Below are 22,039 nucleotides of genomic sequence, written 5' to 3'. Positions count from 1 at the left end.
GCCGGCCCACAGGAATTGCACTGAACCTGAGGGCAGCGCTTTACCTGTTGGAGCCAGGTGGCGATGTGGCCATGGCCGTCAAACCCAGATCGCGTCCCAATGCGGATAATCCCCCACCCGCTCAACCAGACCTGCGCGCTTAGGATTCATGACGATATACCGCGCCACAGCCTGCAAATCCTCTTCTCGCCGCAACGCCCTGTCATGAAAGCTCTTCTGCCAAAGCCGCCCATATCGCCCGAGATGGCGGTTGATGGCACAGGTGCTGCGCGACTTCACTCGGCGCATCAACGTTTTCAGGCTCACCGGCCCCAGCTCGATCAACCAGTGGAAATGATCAGGCATTACAACCCAGGCTAAAGACCGCGCCGCACCTTCTGCCTCGGCCTCGCGCATCTGGCTGACCAACAAGCGGGCCGAGTGAAACTCACCCAGCACAGGGGCCCTGTGCAATGTGGTGCTGGTGAGAAGGTACAACCGATGCCTTTCTGAGAACCGGCCAAGCCTTACCTGATTTGAATGGGGACGATCCATGTTCCCTGCCTCCTGATGGTTTGCTCATGAGGCTAGTAGCGACGGTTCCACTAGGTTGGGCTCAATTGGTACCTGCTGTTTCTGCAGGGCCATCGCCGACAAGCCGGCCAATGGGCTTCGGCAGTTCTTGAGGCTTGCACCGTATTTGTGGGAGCCGGCTTGCCGGCGATCGGGGGCGAAGCCCTCGCAGCCGCCGCAAAGCCGTAAGACATTTCCGAACCTGAAACCAAATGCTTCAGTTCTTTCACTCTGGCGACTTATCCTACGACGCCTATCGGAAGGTGCCGTCTTGGCTGGCAAGCGCTCCGGGAATAATGTCCTCGGGTCGCCCCACAAGGCGATCGGGCGTGAGACACCCGGTTCACATTCGGTAGCGCCGCTCCATGGCGGTCGTGCGCGGGCAGACTTCGGTCTGGCCGGGGTTACCGTATGTCCCGGGTCTCACCCCGTGCACGACTGCCACCCAAATCCGTGAGACGAGGAGGAAGGCAGGTCAGTCCAACATACGGAGATCCGCCATGAAAAAGCTCGTCCCAGACCCACCTCCATCCGCCCTGCTTCTTCTCGACCCTCCCGCCATCTCGCTCCCGGAACCGCCCAACACCCAAGAGTGCAACGCACTCATCTGCGCTTTGACCCTGACCATAAAACTGACCTCCAGCGTGCTGCTCGACAGCCCGCAAGGCCCTGTGCGTGACGCGATGGGCATGAACATCCGCCTGCTGTGCCGGATGATCAATGCGCTGAACAAGCACGTCGGTGCGCAAGGAGGGTCACAATGAGCGAGGGCCTCAACCAAGCATCAACGGCAGGCGTAGAAACCTTCGACCTGTTCAGCCTCAGGCCTGATGTCCCGTTCGATCATGCGTTCTCGCAGCTTTCCGTACTGCTCGGCTGCATCCGCCACCTCACCACCGAAGCGGAAATGGAAAACGACCGCATCGCTGGCAGCGCGGCGCGGATTCTCAGCGAAATGGCCAAGGCATTGATCGATGATCTGGAGCGGGGGATGAACAAGGCTCACTGAGGCCTTGCAGTCATGGCAGGCAGCGAGCGGCGTTACTGCTGCTTGCTCTGCGCACTCCACGTGGCCATTGAAATAGATGTGCCATTGCGTGTTTCTTTCGCCGGGACGAGTAACATGACCCTAGTCGCGCAAGGAGAGCGCAGGCTTGATGCCAGTCGTTAGGGTTTCGGGGCTGCTCTGCAGCCCATCGCCGGCAAGCCACCACCGGTACCTCGCCGCTCCTAAGCTGTGCGCGGTACCTGTGGGAGCCGGCTTGCCGGCGATGGGCCGCAAAGCGGCCCCAAATCGCTCGACTGAAGGGCATCGGGCACTGCCCCACCTGCTTCAAGAGGAAAAATGCAATGCGCATATGGATCGACGCCGACGCCTGCCCCAAGGCAGCCAAGGACCTGATCGTCAAATTCGCCCTCAAGCGCAAGCTCGAGGTGGTAATGGTGGCCGGGCAGGCCGTGGCCAAACCGGCCTTCGCCGTGGTGCGGCTGATCGTGGTACCCAGCGGCATGGATGCCGCCGATGATTACCTGGTCGAGCACGCCGTGCCAGGTGAGCTGGTCATCTGCAGCGATGTGCCGCTGGCCGACCGCCTGATCAAGAAGGGTGTAGCGGCACTGGACCCACGTGGCCGTGAGTTCGACGAGCGCAACATGGGCGACCGCCTGGCAGTGCGCAACCTGTTTACCGAGTTGCGCGAGCAGGGCCAGGTCGGCGGCGGGCAGGCGCCTTATGGCGAACGCGAGAAGCAGGCGTTCGCCAATGCGCTGGACCGTATTCTGGCCCGCTTGGCCAAGGGCTGATCAGTCAGCCTCGTGGGTCATTTCCAGCACACGATCCACCAACTTGTAAATGCCGCCAGCCGCCTCGCTGATCGACTGGGCCAGCATGTACGCCGGCGTAGTCACCAGCTTGCGCTGGGTGTCTTCGACAATGTCATGCACATCGCACTCTTCATGGGTGCCACCCATCTTGACCACCGCAGCAGCAGTATCGGCATCGTTGCCGATGGTGCAGACCACGCCAGGGCCGTAGATCTTCGCCGCCAGTGCCGGTGAAATGCACATCAGGCCAACCGGCTTGCAGGCTTCGGCAAAGGCTTCGGCCAAGGCCAGTACCTGAGGGTTGACCGTGCATTCGCTACCTTGGGTGGCAAAGTCGGACAAGTTCTTCGCCGCGCCGAAACCACCTGGCACGATCAGCGCGTCGAAGTCCTCGGCCCTGGCCTCGCTGATGTCCTTGACCTCGCCGCGGGCGATGCGCGCCGACTCCACCAGCACATTGCGCGACTCAGGCACCTGCTCACCGGTGAGGTGGTTGATCACATGCATCTGCGCGATGTTCGGCGCGAAGCACTGCACCTGTGCGCCGCGCTGGTCGAGGCGCAGCAGGGTGATCACGCTTTCATGGATTTCGGCGCCATCGTAGACGCCACAGCCGGAAAGAATCACCGCTACTTTTTTCGTCATGCTCATTACTCCAGTGTCGAGGCGCTAAATGTCCTCTAGTTTGGCAGATGTGGCCATAGGGGTTGCCATGGGAGCATCCTAATCTCTCTGGGTACCCTTGGAGGCAGCTGTCCATGGACCTGATTCTGCTGGCCGTACCGTTCTTTTTCGTGCTGATCGCGGTTGAACTGGTCGCCGACCGTGTGCGCGGCCAGCGTAATTTCACCGTGGCCGATTCGATCAACAGCCTGAGCACTGGCGTGCTTTCCACCAGCACCGGCCTGCTGACCAAGGGGGTAGGGGTGGTGACCTATGCACTGGCGTGGGAGCATCTGGCGCTGCTGCACTTGCCGGACCACGCCCTCTGGGTCTGGTTGCTGGCGTTCGTGCTGTACGACTTCTGCTATTACTGGCTGCACCGCTTGGGCCATGAGCGCAATGTGCTGTGGGCAGCCCATTCGGTGCATCACCAGAGCGAGGAGTACAACCTCACCACCGCGTTGCGCCAGACCAGCAGCGGTTTCCTCTTTTCGTGGATCTTCTACCTGCCGCTGGCGCTGCTCGGCGTGTCGCCCTGGGTGTTCATAACGGTGGCGTCGCTCAACCTGCTGTACCAGTTCTGGGTGCATACCCGGCACATTCCCAAGTTGGGCTGGCTCGAATGGATACTGATCACTCCGTCCAACCATCGCGTCCACCATGCGCAAAATCCTGTTTATTTGGATCGCAATTACGGCGGTGTGTTCATTCTTTGGGACCGTCTGTTTGGCACATTCAAGGAGGAAGATCCGGCCGAGCCCGTGGTGTTTGGCGTGACCACGCCGCTGGCCAGCTGGAACCCGTTATGGGCCAACCTGCAGTTCTATGCCCAGCTCTGGGACGATGCCCGGCGCACCGAAAGCCTGTGGGACAAACTGCGTATCTGGTTCATGCCCACTGGCTGGCGGCCGGCGGATGTGGCCGCGCGTTATCCACAGGCCAAGCAGAACCTGGCGCTGTTCCGTAAGTTCGCGGTGGCACTGGGGCGGGCGCAGCAGGTCTACGTGGTGCTGCAGTTCGCTGTTTACGTGGCATTGGGCAGCTACTTGATGAGCGTTGCCGAGCAGGTGCCGACAGCGGCCCTGGTGCTGGGCTGGGCAGTGATGGCGTTGGGCCTGTTTGCCTTGGGCGCGGCCTTGGAGAACCGGCCGTGGGCAGGGCGCCTGGAACTGGTGCGCCTGCTATTGAATGCGCCCGCACTGTATCTGGCTGGCGCTCTGGGCTTAGGGGTTGTCACGCCCTTGGTCTGGGCCATGCTCGCGCTTTACAGTTTGCTCAGCCTCGTCGGCCTGGGCTTGTGCGGCGGCCTTGCGCTCGGCGCGCAAGGTGCGAAAACGCCGGCGCAGCCACAGCAGGGCACCGAGCAGCAGCAGGCCACCGAGCACCCATAGCTCGTACTTCTTCACGTTGCCCAGCATGCCTTCCAGAATGGCGCCGAAGTGGTACGCGGCAGCGCCCAGGGCCAAGGCCCATACGGCTGCACCGATGCCGTTGAGCAGCAGGTAACGCCGGGGTGGGTAGCCAGACAGGCCGATAGCCACGGGCATCACCGTGCGCAGGCCATAGACGAAGCGGAAGCTCAGTACCCAGATGTCGGGGTGGCGGCGGATATGCTCCAGCGCCCGGTCGCCCATCGCCTGCCAGCGCGGCTTGCGCGCAAGGATCTTGCGCCCGTGCCGGCGGCCCATGAAGTACCACAGCTGGTCGCCGGCATAGCTGCCGAAGAATGCCACGATCACCACCAGGCTGATGTCCATGTACCCGCGGAACGCAAGGAATCCTGCAAGCACCAGGATGGTCTCGCCTTCAAAGAAGGTGCCTAGAAAAAGGGCAAAATAGCCGAAATCCTGCAGGAATTGTTGAAGCATTTTCTGAGGTGCTGGCGAAATGAACGCGCAGCCTACCCCTTCACGCGCGTTCGTGAAAGTGCCCAGGCGCGTCTCGACGTGAACAATTCGTAGAAGGACAATGGCTTGAGCCATAAGTCGCGGGCTTGCCTATAGATGTAACACAGACGTCATAATGGCCGCTTATCGTCCCGCTCAATTGATGATAGGGCGTTAACGTCCTCCAGGAACGCCAGATGAATAATGAAGTGCTAACCCCTGTCGCGATCAAGGATGCTCAGGCAGTCCCTGAAGAGATGGTGCAGACCCCGCCAGATCTGCCAGAGGCCCCGGAGCCTGCAGCAGAGGCCGCCACCCCAGCGCCCGTGCATGCTGCCCCCGCGCCGGCCATCGCCATCCCAAGCCTGGACGACAGCAGCCTGTACATTCATCGCGAGCTGTCGCAACTGCAGTTCAACATCCGCGTGCTGGAGCAGGCGCTGGATGAGTCCTACCCGCTGCTCGAGCGCCTGAAATTCCTGCTGATCTTCTCCAGCAACCTCGATGAGTTCTTCGAGATCCGCGTCGCGGGCCTGAAGAAGCAGATCAACTTCGCCCGTGAACAGGCCGGTGCCGACGGCCTGCAGCCGCATCAGGCGCTGGCGCGCATCAGCGAGCTGGTGCACACCGAAGTGGAGCGCCAGTACGCCATCCTCAATGACGTGCTGCTGCCGGAGCTGGAAAAGCACGCGATCCGCTTCATCCGCCGCCGTTACTGGACGCCCAAACTCAAGACCTGGGTGCGCCGCTACTTCCGTGACGAAATTGCGCCGATCATCACGCCGATCGGTCTGGACCCGACGCACCCGTTCCCGTTGCTGGTGAACAAGAGCCTGAACTTCATCGTCGAACTCGAAGGGGTCGATGCCTTCGGTCGTGATTCGGGCCTGGCGATCATCCCGGCGCCGCGCCTGCTGCCGCGGGTCATCCGTGTGCCGGAAGACGTCGGTGGCCCTGGGGACAACTACGTGTTCCTGTCCTCGATGATCCACGCCCATGCCGATGACCTGTTCCAAGGCATGAAGGTCAAGGGTTGCTACCAGTTCCGCCTGACCCGTAACGCCGACCTGGCACTGGATTCGGAAGAAGTCGACGACCTGGCGCGCGCCCTGCGCGGTGAGCTGTTCTCGCGCCGCTACGGTGATGCCGTGCGCCTGGAAGTGGCTGACACTTGCCCCAAGCACCTGTCCGACTACCTGCTCAAGCAGTTCAGCCTCAGCGAAAGCGAGCTGTACCAGGTCAACGGCCCGGTCAACCTGACCCGCCTGTTCAGCATCACAGGCCTGGACAGCCACCCGGAGCTGCAGTACACGCCGTTCACCCCGGCGATCCCCAAGCTGCTGGCCAACGCCGACAACATCTTCAGTGTCATCAGCAAGCAGGACATCCTGCTGATGCACCCGTTCGAGTCCTTCACCCCTGTGGTCGACCTGCTGCGCCAGGCCGCCAAGGACCCGCACGTGCTCGCTGTGCGCCAGACGCTGTACCGTTCAGGGGCCAACTCGGAAATTGTCGACGCGCTGGTGGATGCGGCACGTAACGGCAAGGAGGTCACTGCGGTGATCGAGCTGCGTGCGCGTTTCGACGAAGAGTCCAACCTGCAGATGGCCAGCCGCCTGCAGGCCGCCGGTGCCGTGGTCATCTATGGCGTGGTGGGCTTCAAGACCCACGCCAAGATGATGCTGATCCTGCGCCGCGAGCAGGGCGAGATCGTCCGCTACGCCCACCTGGGCACCGGTAACTACCACGCCGGTAATGCCCGCCTGTACACCGACTACAGCTTGCTGACCTCCGACGACGCCCTCACCGAGGACGTGGGCAAGCTGTTCAGCCAGTTGATCGGCATGGGCAAGACCTTGCGCATGAAAAAGCTGCTGCACGCGCCGTTCACCCTGAAAAAGGGCATGCTCGATATGATTGCCCGGGAAACTCAGTTCGCCCTGGAAGGTAAACCCGCGCATATCATCGCCAAGTTCAACTCGCTGACCGATGCCAAGGTCATCAAGGCCCTGTACAAGGCCAGCCAGTCGGGTGTGAAGATCGACCTGGTGGTCCGTGGCATGTGCTGCTTGCGCCCAGGTATTCCGGGGGTTTCGCATAATATCCAGGTGCGTTCGATCATCGGCCGCTTCCTGGAGCATACCCGGGTGTTCTACTTCCTCAACGGCGGCGACGAGCAGATCTACCTGTCCAGCGCCGACTGGATGGAGCGTAACCTCGACAAGCGTGTAGAGACCTGCTTCCCGGTGGAGGGCAAGAAGCTGTTGCTGCGGGTGAAGAAGGAACTGGAAGGCTACCTGACCGACAACACCCACGCCTGGACGCTGCAGCCCGACGGGCGCTATGTGCGCAGCACGCCGACCGGCAACCAGAACCCGCGCAGCGCCCAGGCGACCCTGTTGGAGCGCCTGAGCAACCCGGTACTTAACGTACGCTGAGGACGAAGTTGACCCGGGCCAGCCACTCCGCCTCGTTGGCGAAGTCGGCCTGGGTCAGCTGGTTCTGCTCCAGCCAGCCGGCCGGGAAGGCCACATCGAGGCTATTGTCTGCGGCCTGCAGTTGCACCTTCGGCATCTGTTGGGTGCCGCGGATGTGATGGAACAGAATGGCGAAGCGCAGCAGTACGCAAAGACGCAGCAGTTTCACCCCTTCATCGCCCAGTTCGGCGAACTTTTCCTTGGGGATGTTGCGCCGGTGGCCACGGACCAGCAGCGCCATCATCTGCTGGTCTTCGCGCGAGAAGCCCGACAGGTCGGAGTGTTCGATCAGGTAGGCGCCATGCTTGTGGTAGTGATAGTGGGCGATGTCCAGGCCGATTTCGTGAATTTTGGCAGCCCAACCCAGTAGATCGCGCCAGTTACCCTCTTCAAGGTCCCACGCCTTGGCCACCTGGTCAAAAGCGTGCAGCGCCTTGCGCTCGACGCGCGCAGCCTGGCCCTGATCGACGTGGTAGCGTTCCATCAGCGAGTTCAGGGTGCGTTCGCGCACGTCTTCGTGGTGGTGGCGGCCAAGCAGGTCGAACAGCACGCCTTCACGCAGCGCGCCATCGCAATGGTCCATGCGTTGCAGTTCCAGCGCGTCGAAGATCGCTTCGAGAATCGCCATGCCGGCTGGGAAGATGGCGCGGCGGTCGGGTTTGACCCCGTCGAAGTCGATCTTGTCGGTGTCGCCCAGCTTGAACAGCCTGCGTTTGACCCATGCCAGCCCCTCGGCGTTGACTTCGCCATTGCCCAGGCCTGCAGCCTTGATCGCGGCGCCGATGGCGCGGATGGTACCGGACGAGCCAATCGCTTCATCCCAGGTCAGGCGGTGCAGGGCGTTCTCGATGCTCATCAGCTCCAGGCGCGCTGCCGTGTAGGCCTGGGCGTAGCGGGCCGGGGTGATCTTGCCATCGCGGAAATAGCGCTGGGTGAAGCTGACGCAGCCCATCTGCAGGCTTTCACGCAGCAGCGGCTCAAAGCGCTGGCCGATGATGAACTCGGTGCTGCCGCCGCCAATGTCGGCGACCAGGCGTTTACCGGGGGTGTCGGCCAGGGTATGGGACACGCCCAGGTAGATCAGGCGTGCTTCTTCGCGGCCGGAGATCACTTCCACAGGGTGGCCGAGGATCACTTCGGCACGCTGGATGAATTCGTTGCGGTTGCGCGCCTCGCGCAGGGCGTTGGTGCCAACGATGCGCACGGCGCCTGCAGGCATGCCGTTGATCAGTTGGGCAAAGCGTTTCAGGCATTCCAGGCCCCGGACCATGGCTTCTTCACTGAGCATGCGTGCTTCGTCGATGCCAGCGGCGAGCTGAACCTTCTCCCCAAGCCGTTCCAGAATGCGGATTTCGGTATGGTGAGCCTTGGCCACGACCATGTGAAAACTGTTGGAGCCCAGGTCGATGGCGGCAATCAGGGACAGGTTCTTCGCTAAGGTATGCGGCATGATCTGAGTAGTCTCGGTCGGTAACCCGGCAATCGTGCCACGTTAGCAGGCTGTCGCCAACGCACGACTCGCCAGGGCTTGATGCAAGGCAATGTGCCAGTCGATGCTATGACACTTCTGTGACAGTTTCGATTCGTGGCGTCTTGCACAACTATAGTGACACTCAATCGTCCGTGACTTCCTGTAGCGCGTGGGTGCGGCTATGATGGGCCACGATTTTTGCTTACGACCCTGGAGATATCCATGAGCAGCGACCTTATCAAACACGTCACCGACGCCACCTTTGAGGCCGAAGTCCTGCAAGCCCAAGGCCCGGTGCTGGTCGACTACTGGGCTGAATGGTGCGGCCCATGCAAGATGATCGCTCCAGTTCTGGACGACATCGCCAGCACCTACGAGGGTAAACTGACCGTCGCCAAGCTGAACATCGACGACAACCAGGAAACCCCGGCCAAGCACGGCGTGCGTGGCATCCCGACGCTGATGCTGTTCAAGAACGGCAACGTCGAGGCCACCAAGGTCGGCGCCCTGTCCAAATCCCAGCTGGCTGCGTTCCTCGACGCCCACCTGTGATGTGAAAAAGCCCCGGAAATTCCGGGGCTTTTCTTTTCCAACCCACTAGACGTCTAAAAAAGCAAGTGTTACATTCGGCCTCGCACTGTTTCTCCAGTGCCCCCTGCACGCCGTCGCCGACGCACTCCTAATTAGAATCTGTGCGCGATCCTATCGCCTTCTAGCGGCGCGGCTTCATTAAGCCAGAAGCTTAATCCTCCCTTCATACATGATTACGTCATTCCCCTTATGAACCTGACTGAACTCAAGCAAAAGCCGATTACCGATCTGCTGGAAATGGCCGAACAGATGGGCATCGAAAACATGGCCCGTTCGCGCAAACAGGACGTGATTTTCGCCCTGCTGAAGAAGCACGCGAAAAGCGGCGAAGAGATCTCAGGTGACGGCGTGCTGGAGATTCTCCAGGATGGTTTCGGTTTCCTGCGTTCGGCTGATGCGTCCTATCTGGCCGGCCCCGACGACATCTACGTCTCGCCTAGCCAGATCCGCCGCTTCAACCTGCGTACCGGCGATACCATCGTCGGCAAGATCCGCCCGCCGAAGGAAGGGGAGCGTTACTTCGCGCTGCTCAAGGTCGACACGATCAACTTCGATCGCCCGGAAAACGCAAAGAACAAGATCCTCTTCGAAAACCTGACGCCGCTGTTCCCGAACAAGCGCCTGAAGATGGAAGCCGGCAACGGTTCCACCGAAGACCTGACCGGCCGCGTCATCGACCTGTGCGCGCCGATCGGCAAGGGCCAGCGTGGTCTGATCGTCGCCCCGCCGAAAGCCGGTAAAACGATCATGCTGCAGAACATCGCGGCCAACATCACCCGTAACAACCCCGAGTGCCACCTGATCGTTCTGCTGATCGACGAGCGCCCGGAAGAAGTGACCGAAATGCAGCGCACCGTGCGCGGTGAAGTGGTTGCTTCGACCTTCGATGAGCCGCCAACCCGCCACGTGCAGGTTGCCGAAATGGTCATCGAGAAGGCCAAGCGCCTGGTCGAGCACAAGAAGGATGTGGTCATTCTGCTCGACTCCATCACCCGTCTGGCGCGTGCCTACAACACCGTGATCCCGAGCTCCGGCAAGGTACTGACCGGTGGTGTCGATGCCCACGCCCTGGAGAAGCCGAAGCGCTTCTTCGGTGCTGCGCGTAACATCGAGGAAGGCGGTTCGCTGACCATCATCGCCACCGCGCTGGTAGAAACCGGTTCGAAGATGGACGAAGTGATCTACGAAGAGTTCAAGGGTACCGGCAACATGGAGCTGCCCCTGGACCGTCGTATCGCCGAGAAGCGTGTGTTCCCGGCCATCAACATCAACCGCTCGGGCACCCGCCGTGAAGAGCTGCTGACCGCCGACGACGAACTCCAGCGCATGTGGATCCTGCGCAAGCTGCTGCACCCGATGGACGAGATCGCCGCCATCGAGTTCTTGGTCGATAAGCTTAAGCAGACCAAGACCAACGACGAGTTCTTCCTGTCGATGAAGCGCAAGTAAGCGCTCAGATCGTCCAAGCAATGATTGGGGCTGCTTCGCACCCCATCGCCGGCAAGCCGGCTTCCACGGGTCCTCTGCGACCCTTGTGGCGGCCGGCCCGCCGGCGATGGGGCGCGAAGCGGCCCCAAGTCATTTTTGGCCATTGAGCACTGAACGGCGCTACACTCTGCACCCCGACCGATACGGCCAACACGAGGCTCATGCATGCAGTATCGCGACTTGCGCGACTTCATCCGTGGCCTGGAACAGCGCGGTGAACTCAAGCGCATCCAGGTTCCGATCTCCCCCGTCCTGGAAATGACCGAGGTGTGTGACCGCACCCTGCGTGCGAAGGGGCCGGCGTTGTTGTTCGAAAAGCCCACGGGCTTCGATATCCCGGTGCTCGGCAACCTGTTCGGCACCCCGGAGCGGGTGGCCATGGGCATGGGCGCCGAATCGGTCGAGGAGCTGCGCGAGATCGGCAAGCTGCTGGCCTTCCTCAAGGAGCCGGAGCCGCCGAAAGGCCTCAAGGATGCCTGGTCGAAACTGCCGATCTTCAAGAAGGTCGTGTCCATGGCACCGAAGGTGGTCAAGGATGCCGTTTGCCAGGAGGTGGTGGTCGAGGGCGATGACGTCGACCTTGGCCAGCTGCCGATCCAGCACTGCTGGCCGGGCGACGTGGCGCCGCTGATCACCTGGGGCCTCACCGTGACTCGCGGGCCGAACAAGGACCGCCAGAACCTGGGCATTTATCGCCAGCAGGTCATCGGCCGCAACAAGGTCATCATGCGCTGGTTGAGCCACCGCGGTGGCGCGCTGGATTATCGCGAGTGGTGCGAGAAGAACCCCGGCCAGCCGTTCCCGGTCGCCGTTGCCCTGGGCGCTGACCCGGCAACCATCCTCGGCGCCGTCACGCCGGTGCCCGATACGCTTTCCGAGTACGCCTTCGCTGGCCTGCTGCGCGGCAACCGCACCGAGCTGGTCAAATGCCGAGGCAGCAACCTGCAGGTGCCGGCCACCGCCGAGATCATCCTTGAAGGTGTGATCCACCCGGGCGAGATGGCCCCGGAGGGCCCCTATGGTGACCACACCGGCTACTACAACGAAGTGGACAGCTTCCCGGTGTTCACCGTCGAACGCATCACTCACCGGCAAAAACCGATCTACCACAGCACCTATACCGGTCGGCCGCCAGATGAGCCAGCCATCCTTGGCGTGGCGCTCAATGAAGTGTTCGTGCCAATCCTGCAAAAGCAGTTCCCGGAGATCGTCGACTTCTACCTGCCGCCGGAAGGGTGCTCGTACCGCATGGCGGTGGTGACGATGAAGAAGCAGTACCCGGGCCACGCCAAGCGCGTGATGCTGGGTGTGTGGTCGTTCCTGAGACAGTTCATGTACACCAAGTTCGTTATCGTCACCGATGACGACATCAACGCCCGTGACTGGAATGACGTGATCTGGGCCATCACCACGCGCATGGACCCCAAGCGTGATACGGTGATGATCGACAACACGCCGATCGACTACCTGGACTTTGCGTCGCCGGTATCGGGCCTGGGGTCGAAGATGGGCCTGGATGCCACCCACAAGTGGCCGGGCGAGACTACACGCGAATGGGGCCGGGTCATCGTCAAGGACGAGGCCGTCACCCGCCGCATCGATGAGTTGTGGGACCAGTTGGGAATAGATTGATGCAGGTAACGTTGCAGCCGTCCGGGGCGGTGCTGGCGCTCGAACCCGGGGAACGGATCCTGGATGGAGCGAGGCGGCTGGGCTATGACTGCCCGAACAGCTGTCGCAATGGCAATTGCCATGTGTGCGCCGCATTGTTGGTCGAGGGTCGCGTTCGCCAGAATGGTGAGGTACGCGACCATGGTGAGCTGTTCACCTGCATCGCCGAACCACTGGAGGACTGCGTGCTGCTCTGGGATGGTGTGCTGGCCCTAGGCGAGCTGCCAGTGCGTAAGCTGGCATGCAGCGTCACTGAATGCGTAGAGGTAGGTGGCGACGTCTGGCGCGTGCGCTTGCGTGCGCCGGCTGGCAAGCCCCTGCGCTATCACGCCGGGCAGTACCTGATGATCGAGCGCGAGGGCGGCAAGCCGGCGGCCTTCTCGCTGGCGTCTGCCCCCCACAGTGGGCGCGACCTTGAGCTTCACGTGCTGGTCCGCGAAGACAGTGCCAGGCAGCTGTTGGCGCAGTTGCAGCGCGACCCTGTCGCGCGCATCGAGATGCCATTCGGGGACACCCACCTGGCCGAGTTGCCCGATGGGCCCCTGGTGCTCATCGCTGCGGGGACCGGCATGGGGCAGATGCACAGCCTGGTCGAGCATTGCCGCGCCCAGGGCTTCAAGCACCCGGTGCACCTCTACTGGGGGGTGCGACGCCCTGAAGATTTCTACGCCATCGAGCACTGGGCCGAGTGGGAGCGCCTGCCCAACCTGTTCCTGCACAAGGTGGTGAGCGACTTGTGTGGCTGGGAAGGCCGTTGTGGCATGTTGCACGAGGCGGTATGCGAGGACGTGCAAGACCTCAATACGGTTCACGTTTATGCCAGTGGCTCGCCCAACATGGTTTATGCCACGCTCGACGCCCTGGTCGAGGCCGGTATGGATGCGCATCGCATGCGCGCTGATGTGTTTGCCTACGCCCCGCGTGGTTAATAACCGAAGTTCCAAGTACTGGGTATAAGGCGGTAATTACTGCCGCCTTGCCTAATAACTTTCACTATACTTTGCAGCAAGGCTCTCCAGTCGTCGGAAGTTCGCGTGAAACTCAGGCTCCAGGGCTTGAGTGTTGGCGCGCTTCTTCTTAAGGTGATTGCTGCCTCCAAGGGCATCGGCGCAAGCCCCGCCCTACAGGGCTTTTCGCGCTATCAGTAGTTCACAGGGAATAATGGCGGCAGCTTATGTCGGCACTTGAAAGTTTATCCTGGAAAAGCACTTATCCTCCGGCACTCGACTTCGGCCAGCAACTGACCCGCGAGCAATTGATCAACTCGATGCATACCACCATGTCGCGCCATCACGGCGGCCCGGTCTGGTTATTTGCCTATGGTTCGTTGATATGGCGCCCGGAGTGCAGTTCGGTTGAGCGCCAGCGTGCACGGGTGCATGGCTATCACCGTGGCCTTTATCTGTGGTCGCACGAGCATCGGGGCACGCCGGAAACGCCAGGCCTGGTATTCGGCCTCGACCGCGGCGGTTCGTGCAGCGGTTTTGCCTACCGCCTCGATGAAAGCAACCTCGACGACTCCCTGATGGCCTTGTGGCAAAGAGAGATGCCGTACCCGGCGTACCGGCCACACTGGCTCAGCTGCCGGCTGGGTGATGGCAACAAGGTGCAGGCCTTGGGCTTCGTGCTTGAGCGACACCTGCCGTGCTACGCCGGCAATTTGCCCGATACGCTGCTTAGCCAGATTCTTGCCAGTGCCAAAGGGCGCTATGGCACCACGCGTGAGTATGTCGAGCAGACGTTGAACGCACTGCGCAGCCACCAGATGCCCGACCGCAACCTCGAAGCGCGCTTCAGGCGCTGCCACAACCTGCGTGAGGTCTGATCGGGCGGTGCAGCGCTCTTCGCGGGCTCATCCGCGAAGAGCGCTGCGGGGTCAGCCTTTTCTCAAATGATCATCTGGCCTGTACCACCAACTTACCCACCGCTTTCCTTTGGCCCAGCTGCTCGATCGCCGCACCCGCCTCGGCCAGCGGGTAAGTCTTCGATACCAGCGGCTTCAGCTTGCCCTCGGCATGCCAGGCAAACAGCTGGCTGAAGTTGGCCGCATTGTCCTGCGGCTGGCGCTGGGCAAAGGCCCCCCAGAATACCCCCAACACCGCGGCGCCCTTGAGCAGTACCAGGTTGGCCGCCATCTGTGGAATCGTCCCGCTGGCGAAGCCGACCACCAGCAACCGCCCGTTCCACGCCAGCCCGCGCACGGCCTGGTCGAACAGTTCACCGCCGACCGGGTCATAGATCACATCTACCCCTTGGCCGCCGGTCAGACGCTTGATTTCCTCCTTGAGGCTGGCCTGGCTGTAGTCGATCAGCTCGTCCGCACCTGCAGACTTGGCCACAGCCAGTTTCTCGGCGCTGCTGGCAGCTGCGATCACCTTGGCGCCCATCGCCTTGCCGATCTCCACGGCCGCCAGGCCGACGCCACCGGACGCACCTAGCACCAACAGGGTTTCCCCTGGCTGCAACTGGCCGCGCTGCTTGAGCGCGTGCATCGAGGTGCCGTAGGTCATGCCAAAGGCGGCAGCGCTGGTGAAGTCCATGCTTTCGGGGATGGGCAGCACGTTGTAGAACGGCACGGCCACCTGTTCGGCGAACGCCCCCCAGCCGGTGAGGGCCATCACTCTGTCCCCGACCTGTAAGGCGCCGGCGCGCTCGCCGACAGCGGCGACGACACCCGCCGCCTCGCCACCTGGAGAGAACGGTAGCGGTGGCTGGAACTGGTATTTGCCTTCGATGATCAGGGTATCTGGGAAGTTGACCCCGGCCGCATGCACCTCGAGCAGAATCTCGTTTTTCTTCGGTACCGGGCTGGCCACCTCTTCCAGAACCAGGTTGCGTGCGGGCCCCAAGGTTTTACACAACACAGCTTTCATCGGGCTATTCCTTTGCGGGTAGTGGCCGATAAGTGTAGGAGGGCGACCTGCCGGGTCAACGAGCATGGCTCGCCCTGATGGGGTGGCATAAGCCCGGGCTTGGGTTTGGGTCGCATGCTGGGTAAGCTGGCGCCAATTGTTTTGAGGAGCGAATTCGTGAAAGCGTGGATCTTGATGGTGCTGGCCCTGATGCTGCCAGCGGCGGCTCTGGCCGAAGAAGCCAAGGAAGGAGCCCCCAAGGTCTCCTATATCAGCCTGAGCCCGCCCTTTGTAGGCAACTATGCCCTCGATGGTGGCCCCAGGTTGCGCGTGTACAAGGCTGACGTGGCCCTGCGCGTGACTGGCGACGAGGCAGCCAAGGCGGTCAAGCACCACGAGCCGTTGATTCGCAACCAGCTGGTGGCGCTGTTCACCCAGCAGGGTGTGGATAACTTGAGCAACGTAGAAGCGAAGGAAAAACTGCGCCAAGAGGCACTCAAGCAAGTGCAGCAGGTGATGGAAGCAGAAGAGGGCAAGCCGATTGTCGAGGATCTGCTGTTCAATAACCTGATCGTGCAGTGAACGAGATCCAGGCTGGCCCCTTCGCGGGGCCGGTCATTTGCTTAGCGCAATGATCGCCGCCCACTGCTCTGCGGTCACCGGCATCACCGACAGCCGAGTGCCTTTCTGGACCAGCGGCAATTCCTCCAACGCGCTTTGCTGCTTGAGCAAGCCCAGCCCAAGTACCTGCCTGAACGTCTTCACGTGCGCCACATCCACGGCGCTCCAAGGGTTCTTTTCGGCAGTGGCCTTGGCGTCGTAGTAATGGCTCTGAGGGTCCAGCGCAGTCGGGTCCGGGTAGGCCGCTGCAGTGATTCGGGCGATCCCGGCAATGCCAGGTTGAGGGCAGCTGGAGTGGTAGAAGAAAAACTCATCGCCTACGTTCATGGCGCGCAGAAAGTTGCGCGCCTGGTAGTTGCGCACGCCGTCCCAGCGAGCTTCCCCCAAGCGGCCCAGGCCTTCGATCGAAAGCTCATCGGGCTCGGATTTCATCAGCCAGTAGGCCATGGATACTGCTCCTGAAAAGGTTTGAAATAACCTGTTGCACGAAACCGACAGCCGGTTGGCGTCAATGTTTGCGTGTCGACTCAGGTTGTCGGAAAATGCGCCGATTTTAACGTCATATGCTCCGGCGGCACCAAGAAGGTCGCCGAGCCAGTAAGTGTGCCTAGGGGGGCATTCTTCGATGAATCAACGCAAACCGGACCTGCTCTGGGTCCTAGTCTTCATTTTTGGTCTGGGTGTGGTTACCACCGGTTACGCGCAAGGTATCTGGGAGCGCAAGCTCGATACCGCGTACCAGACACCGGTCGAAGCCGGCCAGCAGCAGCGCTGAACCGTCCCCGCTGACGCCGGTTATTTCGGCGCCAGGTACCAGTCACGGTCCGAAACCGTGCCCTGCAGTGGTACATCCCAGCTGGCCTGCGCCAGTCGTTCGACCTTCTGGCATTCATGGGCCAGCCCCAGCAGCAGGGGTTTTTTCCATGTCTTGCGTCGCGCCTGGTAAGCCAGGCTGCGATCGTAGAAGCCCCCGCCCATGCCTAGCCGCCCGCCGGCTTCATCGAAGCCCACCAGTGGCAGCAGGATCAGGTCCAGCGACCAGATCGGGCGCTGGCGCTTGCGGTCAGTCAGCGGCTCGGGGATACGGAAACGGTTGCGCTTGAGCCGTTCACCCTTCTCGAACCGCTGGAACACCATGCGCGTACGCGGCCAGGCGTGCAGTACCGGCAAGTAAGTGCGTTTGCCGCGCCGTTGCGCCTCGCGCAGTAGCAGCTGCGGGTCGATTTCACCGTCGTTGGGAAGGTACAGGGCGATGTGCCGGGCGCGGCGGAAAAGCGGGTTTTGCGCCAGCTGCCGATACAGCCCAAGGGAGGCTTGGCGTTGCTGGGCTGGCGTGAGCGCGCGGCGGGCATTGCGAAGCAGGCGACGAAGCTGGGGGCGTGTGAGCGGCGCGGTGTCGGTCATGGCACGGGCGTTCCCAGGTGTCGAAGCTAAAAGCGAGAACTGCCCACCGGGGTGGGCAATCGAAAACAGGCTCCCCGATAAGACCGCTATCGGTGTAGCCCTTGAACCCGAAAGTTCAAGGTGGAGATTGCAGGGGGCGTTAAGGCTTTCCGTCGGGCGGACATGCACACCGGCCCCAGCGTGCAACCCCCGTGGTTGTGCGTATCGGCTCAGGGACATAACCGACTGGCGCATCCACCAGGGAGTGGCGCCAGTATACCAACCTCAGCCGATTTTGGTATCCGTGTCGTCGGACAAAGCCTTGTCGACGCGATCGAGCAGGTCGCGGACCTGTTCGCGGGTGGCGCTGCCAGCGGGGGCGTCGGTGCGGTCGTCCTGGCGGTGGAGCATCTCGTGGGTGATGTTCAATGCGGCCATCACCGCGATCCGGTCGGCACCGATCACCTTGCCGCTACTGCGGATCTCGCGCATCTTGCCGTCCAGGTAGCGTGCGGCGCTGACCAGGTTGTTGCGTTCTTCCGGCGGGCAGATGATCGAGTATTCCTTGTCCAGGATCTGCACGGTGACACTATTGCTTGAGCTCATGAGTCTTGCTCCAGGGCCTTGAGGCGTAAGATCATCGACTCGACCTTGCGCTTGGCGATCTCGTTCTTTTCGATGAGGTGGGCGCGCTCTTCGCGCCAGGATTTTTCCTGAGCTACTAGGAGTGCATTTTGCCGTTTAAGTTGCTCGACCCGCTCGATCAGCGACTCGAACCGGCTCATCAATGCTTGCAGGTCGTTCTCTTGCGTGGGTTGCACTCGATTCGCTCCGTCATGAATCACCCGTCGATGATGCCTCTCCCTGAGCGGTGACGGCCAGTGCCGATGGTCTTGGCGCGCCTGCCGGTGCTAGGATACAAGGCCTTCATTCTAGTCAAATGCGCCGTCTGGCGCCTAGCCGCCCATGCCTAATACCCAATCGCCCTACACCGCATTCGCCGCACTGCTCTCGAGCAACGGCCACCCTGTTTCCCCCGCCGAGCTGCACGGCCTGCTGATTGGCCGCAGTTGCGCCGGTGCCGGCTTCGACGCCAATGCCTGGCTGGCCGATGCTGCCGGGGTGCTGGAAAACGAACCTGAAGACAATGTGCGCGCTGCACTGATCGGCCTGCAGGAGATGGTCAAGGCCGAGCTGACCGGCGAGGACATTGCCATCGTGCTGCTGCTGCCAACCGATGAAACCTCGCTGACCGAGCGTGCCACGGCCCTGGGCCAGTGGTGCCAGGGCTTCATCGCCGGCTTCGGGCTGAATGCTGGCGGCAAGGACCTGTCCACTGATGCCAAGGAAGTGCTCCAGGACCTGGTGGCCATTTCCCAGGTCCAGGAAGCGCTGGAGGAATCCGAGGACGGCGAAAGCGACTACATGGAAGTCATGGAGTATCTGCGCGTTGCGCCGCTGCTGCTCTACACAGAGCTGGCCGCGCCCGCCGCGCCCGCGCCAAAACCTTCGCTGCACTGATCAACCGGGGGTAGTCCTGCCCATGAGCCGCATACCCAAGGCCGAATATGCCCGTCGGCGCAAGGCGCTGATGGCGCAGATGGTCCCCAACAGCATTGCCATCCTGCCGGCTGCCGCGGTCGCCATTCGTAACCGCGATGTCGAACACGTGTACCGCCAGGACAGCGATTTCCAGTACCTGAGCGGCTTCCCGGAGCCGGAGGCGGTGATTGCGCTGATCCCGGGGCGCGAGCATGGCGAGTACGTACTGTTCTGCCGCGAGCGTAATCCCGAGCGTGAGCTATGGGACGGCCTGCGGGCCGGCCAGGAAGGTGCCATCCGCGACTTTGGCGCGGACGATGCCTTCCCGATCACCGACATCGACGAGATCCTCCCAGGCCTCATCGAAGGTCGCGAACGGGTCTACAGCGCCATGGGCAGCAACCCCGAGTTCGACCGCCGGCTGATGGACTGGATCAACGTGATCCGCTCCAAGGCGCGCCTTGGCGCCCAGCCTCCCAACGAGTTCGTTGCCCTGGATCATCTGCTGCACGACATGCGTCTGTATAAATCAGCGGCGGAAGTGAAAGTGATGCGCGCCGCTGCAGACATTTCCGCACGCGCCCATGTGCGGGCCATGCAGGCCTGCCGGGCAGGGCTGCACGAGTACAGCCTGGAAGCCGAGCTGGACTACGAATTCCGTAAGGGTGGGGCAAGAATGCCAGCCTACGGGTCGATCGTCGCGGCTGGCCGCAATGGCTGTATCCTGCACTATCAAGAAAACAATGCCGCGCTCAAGGACGGTGACCTGGTGCTGATCGACGCCGGTTGCGAAATCGATTGCTATGCCAGCGACATCACCCGCACCTTCCCGGTCAGCGGGCGTTTTTCGCCTGAGCAGAAGGCCATTTATGAACTGGTGCTCAAGGCCCAGGCCGCTGCCTTCGCCGAAATTGCTCCCGGCAAGCACTGGAACCACGCCCATGAAGCGACCGTGCGGGTGATCACCGAAGGGCTGGTGGAGTTGGGGTTGCTCAAGGGCAAGGTGCAGGCGCTGATCGAAAGTGAAGCGTACCGCGCCTTCTACATGCACCGTGCCGGGCACTGGCTCGGCATGGATGTGCACGATGTGGGCGAGTACAAGGTCGGCGGCCAGTGGCGAGTGCTGGAGCCCGGCATGGCGCTGACCGTCGAACCGGGTATCTACATTGCCGCCGACAATCAGCAGGTCGCGAAGAAATGGCGTGGCATCGGCGTAAGGATCGAGGACGACGTGGTGGTGACCAGGCAAGGTTGTGAAATTCTGACGTCGGGCGTGCCCCGGACGGTCGCCGAGATCGAGGCGCTGATGCTGGCGGCACGTAAGGACGCGGCATGAACCGAGTCAACCTGGCGATCATTGGTGGCGGCCTGGTCGGCGCCAGCCTGGCGCTGGCCCTGCAGGCTGGCGCCAAGGCGCGGGGCTGGAAGATCCTGCTGATCGAGCCGTTCGCCCCGGGCGACAGCTTCCAGCCCAGCTATGATGCACGCTCCTCTGCGCTATCGTTCGGTACCCGGCAGATCTATCAGCACCTGGGCATGTGGCAAGCGATCAGCCCGCGCGCCGAGCCGATCCGGCAAATTCAGGTCTCCGACCGTGGGCGCTTTGGCTGCACCCGCCTGGATGCGCTGGAGGAGGGGGTGCCAGCGTTGGGCTACGTGGTCGAGAACGCCTGGCTTGGCCAGTGCCTTTGGCAAGGGCTGGACAGTGAGGTGGTGAGCTGGCGCTGCCCGGCCGAAGTGAAGGCGATGCAGGCTGTTGCCGGTGGTTATCGCTTGCAGCTGGACGATGACACCAGCCTGGAGTGCGACCTGGCAGTGCTGGCCGACGGTGGCCGCTCGGGCTTGCGCGAGCAATTGGGCATACATGTGCGCCGCACGCCGTACGAGCAGAGCGCGCTGATCGCCAACATCACCCCAGGCGAATCCCATCGCGGGCAAGCCTTCGAGCGTTTTACCGAGCAAGGCCCCATGGCACTGCTGCCGCTGCCCGAGAATCGCTGTGCGTTGGTCTGGACCCGTCAGGGTATGGACGCCAAGCGCCTGGCCGAGATCGACGAGCGCAGCTTCCTGCGCGAGCTTCAGGATGTATTCGGCTATCGCCTCGGCGCTCTGCGCCAGGTCGGCGCACGGCATCTTTACCCGCTGGCACTGGTCGAAGCCCAGGAGCAGGTGCGCCCTCATCTGGTTGTATTAGGCAATGCCGCGCACAGCCTGCACCCCATTGCCGGGCAGGGCTTCAACCTGTCGCTGCGTGACGTGCAGTCGCTGGCCGATGCGCTGCTGGCCGGCCCGCAGCAGCCAGGCGATCTGGCGACCCTGCAGGCGTACCATCGACGCCAGCAACTCGATCAGGCCATGACCATCGGTTTTTCCGACCAGGTCACCCGCCTGTTCGGCAGCAACCAGCCATTGTTGGCCGCTGGGCGCAACATCGGTTTGCTTGGGCTCGACTTGCTGCCGCCGGCAAGAAGCTGGTTCGCCCGCCAGGCCATGGGCTTGGGCACCCGCCCTGATCCGCGGGGTCAGGCATGAGCAACCCGCGCAAGCTGGCGCGCCGGGCGCGCATGTTGCGCTGGCTGCTGAACCTTTACCCACCGTACCTGGGTGCTGGCATTCGCATTCAGCACATCAGCCCAGACATGCGCAGTGTCAGGGTGCGCATGAAGTTGACGCGCTGGAACCGCAACTACGTCGGTACCCAGTTTGGCGGTAGCTTGTATTCGATGGTCGATCCGTTCTACATGCTGATGCTGATCGAACTGCTGGGCCGTGAGTACATTGTCTGGGACAAGGCTGCCAGCATTGATTTCATCACACCCGGCAAAGGCCCGGTGTATGCCGATTTCCACATCGAAGACGCACTGCTGGATGAGATCCGCCAGCAGACCGCCGGCGGCAAGAAATACCTGCCACGTTTGCAGGTCGATGTCCGTGACGGTGCCGGCGAGCTGGTGGCGCGGGTCGATAAAACCCTATACGTGCGGCTAAAGCCGCAAGCGAGGCAGGCGTAAGGCATGG

The 22,039-nt window shown here is 62.0% G+C and carries 24 protein-coding genes, 1 other RNA gene and 1 pseudogene; 16 read left to right on the top strand and 10 right to left on the bottom strand.

All coding sequences use genetic code 11. The annotated features are described in order from the left end of the window. Positions 1-78: 78 nt before the first annotated feature. The gene (locus tag ACIPZH_RS22730; protein ID WP_400637935.1) at positions 79-534 is read right to left on the bottom strand and encodes an REP-associated tyrosine transposase; all 456 of its coding nucleotides are present in this window, start codon (positions 532-534) and stop codon (positions 79-81) included. Positions 535-1,052: 518 nt separating this feature from the next. Between ACIPZH_RS22730 and ACIPZH_RS22725 the strand changes: the two genes are divergently transcribed. The 3 genes from ACIPZH_RS22725 to ACIPZH_RS22715 all read left to right on the top strand — a co-directional run bounded on the left by ACIPZH_RS22725 (position 1,053) and on the right by ACIPZH_RS22715 (position 2,355). Then, entirely contained in the window at positions 1,053-1,316 is a 264-nt protein-coding gene (locus ACIPZH_RS22725; protein ID WP_400637933.1) for a hypothetical protein, read from the top strand. Further along, positions 1,313-1,561 (top strand): DUF3077 domain-containing protein, encoded by a 249-nt coding sequence (locus ACIPZH_RS22720; protein ID WP_012316799.1) that lies wholly within the window; start codon positions 1,313-1,315, stop codon positions 1,559-1,561. The genes ACIPZH_RS22725 and ACIPZH_RS22720 overlap by 4 nt, the downstream gene beginning before the upstream one ends. Positions 1,562-1,902: 341 nt before the next feature. Further along, positions 1,903-2,355 (top strand): YaiI/YqxD family protein, encoded by a 453-nt coding sequence (locus ACIPZH_RS22715; protein ID WP_241805471.1) that lies wholly within the window; start codon positions 1,903-1,905, stop codon positions 2,353-2,355. Here ACIPZH_RS22715 and elbB read toward each other — a convergent pair whose 3' ends face one another. Further along, positions 2,356-3,021 carry an isoprenoid biosynthesis glyoxalase ElbB gene (elbB, locus tag ACIPZH_RS22710; protein WP_267819584.1) on the bottom strand — a complete coding sequence of 222 codons (666 nt, stop codon included), beginning with the start codon at positions 3,019-3,021 and terminating at the stop codon, positions 2,356-2,358. A 113-nt stretch (positions 3,022-3,134) separates the two neighbouring features. Between elbB and ACIPZH_RS22705 the strand changes: the two are divergent. Continuing rightward, a pseudogene (locus ACIPZH_RS22705) lies at positions 3,135-3,761 on the top strand (sterol desaturase family protein); the annotation flags it as partial. A 501-nt stretch (positions 3,762-4,262) separates the two neighbouring features. On the opposite strand, the gene ACIPZH_RS22700 reads toward ACIPZH_RS22705, so the two are convergent. Further along, the gene (locus ACIPZH_RS22700) at positions 4,263-4,907 is read right to left on the bottom strand and encodes a DedA family protein (protein ID WP_241805473.1); all 645 of its coding nucleotides are present in this window, start codon (positions 4,905-4,907) and stop codon (positions 4,263-4,265) included. 275 nt (positions 4,908-5,182) lie between these two features. Between ACIPZH_RS22700 and ppk1 the strand changes: the two genes are divergently transcribed. Continuing rightward, positions 5,183-7,363 (top strand): polyphosphate kinase 1, encoded by a 2,181-nt coding sequence (gene ppk1 / locus ACIPZH_RS22695; RefSeq protein WP_400637951.1) that lies wholly within the window; start codon positions 5,183-5,185, stop codon positions 7,361-7,363. On the opposite strand, the gene ppx is transcribed toward ppk1, so the two are convergent. Next, a complete protein-coding gene (gene ppx / locus ACIPZH_RS22690) occupies positions 7,350-8,852 on the bottom strand; it encodes an exopolyphosphatase (RefSeq protein WP_400629537.1) in 1,503 nt (500 codons plus the stop codon). The genes ppk1 and ppx overlap by 14 nt on opposite strands. A gap of 243 nt (positions 8,853-9,095) precedes the next feature. Between ppx and trxA the strand changes: the two genes are divergently transcribed. From trxA to ACIPZH_RS22665, 5 genes are all read left to right on the top strand, one after another. Then, complete coding sequence (trxA, locus tag ACIPZH_RS22685) at positions 9,096-9,425, top strand: thioredoxin TrxA (RefSeq protein WP_009684153.1); 330 nt, start codon at positions 9,096-9,098, stop codon at positions 9,423-9,425. A 228-nt stretch (positions 9,426-9,653) separates the two neighbouring features. Then, positions 9,654-10,913 (top strand): transcription termination factor Rho, encoded by a 1,260-nt coding sequence (rho, locus tag ACIPZH_RS22680; protein ID WP_003253661.1) that lies wholly within the window; start codon positions 9,654-9,656, stop codon positions 10,911-10,913. Between the two features lie 204 nt (positions 10,914-11,117). Continuing rightward, positions 11,118-12,584, top strand: coding sequence for a 4-hydroxy-3-polyprenylbenzoate decarboxylase (ubiD, locus tag ACIPZH_RS22675; RefSeq protein WP_012316791.1), 1,467 nt, complete (start codon positions 11,118-11,120; stop codon positions 12,582-12,584). Next, positions 12,584-13,552, top strand: coding sequence for a CDP-6-deoxy-delta-3,4-glucoseen reductase (locus ACIPZH_RS22670; RefSeq protein WP_241805476.1), 969 nt, complete (start codon positions 12,584-12,586; stop codon positions 13,550-13,552). Before ubiD ends, ACIPZH_RS22670 begins: the two co-directional genes overlap by 1 nt. A gap of 245 nt (positions 13,553-13,797) precedes the next feature. Then, positions 13,798-14,448 (top strand): gamma-glutamylcyclotransferase, encoded by a 651-nt coding sequence (locus tag ACIPZH_RS22665; protein WP_349976017.1) that lies wholly within the window; start codon positions 13,798-13,800, stop codon positions 14,446-14,448. A 70-nt stretch (positions 14,449-14,518) separates the two neighbouring features. Here the strand turns inward: ACIPZH_RS22665 and ACIPZH_RS22660 are convergent, their stop codons facing one another. After that, the gene (locus ACIPZH_RS22660; protein ID WP_400637931.1) at positions 14,519-15,496 is read right to left on the bottom strand and encodes an NADPH:quinone oxidoreductase family protein; all 978 of its coding nucleotides are present in this window, start codon (positions 15,494-15,496) and stop codon (positions 14,519-14,521) included. Positions 15,497-15,652: 156 nt separating this feature from the next. On the opposite strand from ACIPZH_RS22660, the gene ACIPZH_RS22655 reads away from it, so the two are divergent. Then, positions 15,653-16,057 (top strand): flagellar basal body-associated protein FliL, encoded by a 405-nt coding sequence (locus ACIPZH_RS22655; RefSeq protein ID WP_241805479.1) that lies wholly within the window; start codon positions 15,653-15,655, stop codon positions 16,055-16,057. 33 nt (positions 16,058-16,090) lie between these two features. Here the strand turns inward: ACIPZH_RS22655 and ACIPZH_RS22650 are convergent, their stop codons facing one another. After that, positions 16,091-16,543 (bottom strand): EVE domain-containing protein, encoded by a 453-nt coding sequence (locus ACIPZH_RS22650; RefSeq protein WP_400637929.1) that lies wholly within the window; start codon positions 16,541-16,543, stop codon positions 16,091-16,093. Between the two features lie 178 nt (positions 16,544-16,721). On the opposite strand from ACIPZH_RS22650, the gene ACIPZH_RS22645 reads away from it, so the two are divergent. Next, positions 16,722-16,871 (top strand): hypothetical protein, encoded by a 150-nt coding sequence (locus ACIPZH_RS22645; protein ID WP_241805481.1) that lies wholly within the window; start codon positions 16,722-16,724, stop codon positions 16,869-16,871. Positions 16,872-16,891: 20 nt separating this feature from the next. On the opposite strand, the gene ACIPZH_RS22640 is transcribed toward ACIPZH_RS22645, so the two are convergent. The 4 genes from ACIPZH_RS22640 to ACIPZH_RS22625 form a co-directional block, all read right to left on the bottom strand. Next, a complete protein-coding gene (locus ACIPZH_RS22640; RefSeq protein ID WP_267819566.1) occupies positions 16,892-17,500 on the bottom strand; it encodes a 5-formyltetrahydrofolate cyclo-ligase in 609 nt (202 codons plus the stop codon). Positions 17,501-17,567: 67 nt separating this feature from the next. Next, positions 17,568-17,747, bottom strand: a non-coding RNA gene (ssrS, locus tag ACIPZH_RS22635) — 6S RNA. Between the two features lie 17 nt (positions 17,748-17,764). Further along, positions 17,765-18,085, bottom strand: coding sequence for a cell division protein ZapA (locus ACIPZH_RS22630; RefSeq protein WP_241805483.1), 321 nt, complete (start codon positions 18,083-18,085; stop codon positions 17,765-17,767). Beyond that, positions 18,082-18,264 (bottom strand): TIGR02449 family protein, encoded by a 183-nt coding sequence (locus ACIPZH_RS22625; protein WP_042112137.1) that lies wholly within the window; start codon positions 18,262-18,264, stop codon positions 18,082-18,084. Before ACIPZH_RS22625 ends, ACIPZH_RS22630 begins: the two co-directional genes overlap by 4 nt. Positions 18,265-18,445: 181 nt before the next feature. Between ACIPZH_RS22625 and ACIPZH_RS22620 the strand changes: the two genes are divergently transcribed. The 4 genes from ACIPZH_RS22620 to ACIPZH_RS22605 are packed head-to-tail and all read left to right on the top strand — an operon-like array spanning position 18,446 to position 22,032. Then, positions 18,446-19,000, top strand: coding sequence for a YecA family protein (locus tag ACIPZH_RS22620; RefSeq protein ID WP_400637927.1), 555 nt, complete (start codon positions 18,446-18,448; stop codon positions 18,998-19,000). Positions 19,001-19,022: 22 nt separating this feature from the next. Further along, positions 19,023-20,357 carry a Xaa-Pro aminopeptidase gene (gene pepP, locus ACIPZH_RS22615; protein WP_241805485.1) on the top strand — a complete coding sequence of 445 codons (1,335 nt, stop codon included), beginning with the start codon at positions 19,023-19,025 and terminating at the stop codon, positions 20,355-20,357. Continuing rightward, positions 20,354-21,553: a 2-octaprenyl-6-methoxyphenyl hydroxylase gene (gene ubiH, locus ACIPZH_RS22610; protein ID WP_267819563.1), complete on the top strand. Its 1,200-nt coding sequence runs from the start codon at positions 20,354-20,356 to the stop codon at positions 21,551-21,553. Before pepP ends, ubiH begins: the two co-directional genes overlap by 4 nt. Then, entirely contained in the window at positions 21,550-22,032 is a 483-nt protein-coding gene (locus ACIPZH_RS22605; protein ID WP_241805487.1) for a DUF4442 domain-containing protein, read from the top strand. Before ubiH ends, ACIPZH_RS22605 begins: the two co-directional genes overlap by 4 nt. Positions 22,033-22,039: the final 7 nt, after the last annotated feature.

Source organism: Pseudomonas sp. NPDC089758 (assembly GCF_044748705.1).
Lineage (GTDB): Bacteria > Pseudomonadota > Gammaproteobacteria > Pseudomonadales > Pseudomonadaceae > Aquipseudomonas > Aquipseudomonas putida_X.
Note: the sequence above shows the minus strand (reverse complement) of the source record. Positions and strands in the feature narration are given on the sequence as shown.